Genomic DNA, 230 nt, shown 5'->3' on the forward strand with positions numbered 1-230 from the left:
CGCCAGGTCCATATATCGCGAAAATGGAATGGCTTGCCCTGGTTGCTTCTGTATTTCCTCTCGAATCAGCGTATTCAAGTCCATTAGGCTCTTCTCCTGCTATCCAAATTCAAGCTATTAAGGCTATAATACGAAAAGAAGTCATACAATGTGAAAGAGATAAAGAGATAAGGGGTTCTCGAACGGTTCCCATCATGAAGGCAAAAGGTGAAAATATGCGCAAATTTCTG

General features: G+C 41.7%; 1 protein-coding gene. It reads left to right on the top strand.

Going from position 1 to position 230, the window contains the following annotated elements; translation table 11 throughout:
* Window positions 1–23 precede the first annotated feature (23 nt).
* The coding region (locus SB773_RS35110) for a hypothetical protein (RefSeq protein ID WP_410595222.1) at window positions 24–230 on the top strand (207 nt) is incomplete at its 3' end.

It is taken from the genome of Bacillus sp. SIMBA_074, assembly GCF_046534555.1.
GTDB lineage: Bacteria > Bacillota > Bacilli > Bacillales > Bacillaceae_G > Bacillus_A > Bacillus_A mycoides.